Source organism: Enterovibrio gelatinilyticus, from assembly GCF_028683095.1.
In the GTDB taxonomy this organism is placed as follows: domain Bacteria; phylum Pseudomonadota; class Gammaproteobacteria; order Enterobacterales; family Vibrionaceae; genus Enterovibrio; species Enterovibrio gelatinilyticus.
This window is the reverse complement of record NZ_JAJUBC010000088.1, coordinates 1-1,043: the sequence shown is the minus strand read 5'-3', so window position 1 is coordinate 1,043 and position 1,043 is coordinate 1. Positions and strand designations below refer to the sequence as shown.

1 protein-coding gene is annotated in these 1,043 nt (G+C 48.6%); it reads left to right on the top strand.

The genetic code is table 11. The features are described 5' to 3' along the window. A partial coding sequence (gene tuf / locus LRP50_RS25310) for an elongation factor Tu (protein ID WP_274167162.1) occupies positions 1 to 1,043 on the top strand: 1,043 nt, incomplete at both ends.

Below are 1,043 nucleotides of genomic sequence, written 5' to 3'. Positions count from 1 at the left end.
ACTCTAACTGCAGCAATCTGTACTGTACTTTCTAAAGTATACGGCGGTTCTGCACGTGACTTCGCATCTATCGATAACGCTCCAGAAGAGCGCGAGCGCGGTATCACTATCTCTACGTCACACGTAGAATACGATACTCCTGCCCGTCACTACGCACACGTAGACTGCCCAGGACACGCGGATTATGTTAAAAACATGATCACCGGTGCTGCGCAAATGGACGGTGGTATCCTAGTTGTTGCTGCAACTGATGGTCCTATGCCACAGACTCGTGAGCACATCCTTCTAGGTCGCCAAGTTGGTATTCCTTACATCCTTGTTTTCATGAACAAGTGTGACATGGTTGACGACGAAGAGCTTCTAGAGTTGGTTGAGATGGAAGTTCGTGAACTTCTTTCTGAGTACGACTTCCCAGGCGACGATTGCCCAGTAATTCAAGGTTCTGCACTAGGTGCATTGAACGGCGAAGAGCAGTGGGAAGCGAAAATTGTTGAGCTAGCTGAAGCACTGGATTCTTACATCCCAGAGCCAGAGCGTGCTATCGACAAGCCATTCATCCTGCCAATCGAAGACGTATTCTCAATCCAAGGCCGTGGTACTGTTGTAACAGGTCGTGTTGAGCAAGGTATCGTACGTGTAGGTGACGAAGTTGCTATCGTTGGTATCGTAGACACCATCACCACTACTTGTACTGGTGTTGAGATGTTCCGTAAACTTCTTGACGAAGGCCGTGCTGGTGAGAACGTTGGTGTTCTTCTACGTGGTACTAAGCGTGACGAAGTTCAACGTGGTCAAGTACTGGCTAAGCCTGGTTCAATCACTCCACACACTACTTTCACTTCAGAAATCTACGTTCTGTCGAAAGATGAAGGCGGCCGTCATACTCCGTTCTTCAAAGGCTACCGTCCACAGTTCTACTTCCGTACAACTGACGTGACCGGTACTATCGAACTGCCAGAAGGCGTTGAGATGGTAATGCCTGGTGATAACATTTCTATGACTGTTACTCTAATCGCGCCAATCGCGATGGACGAAGGTCTACG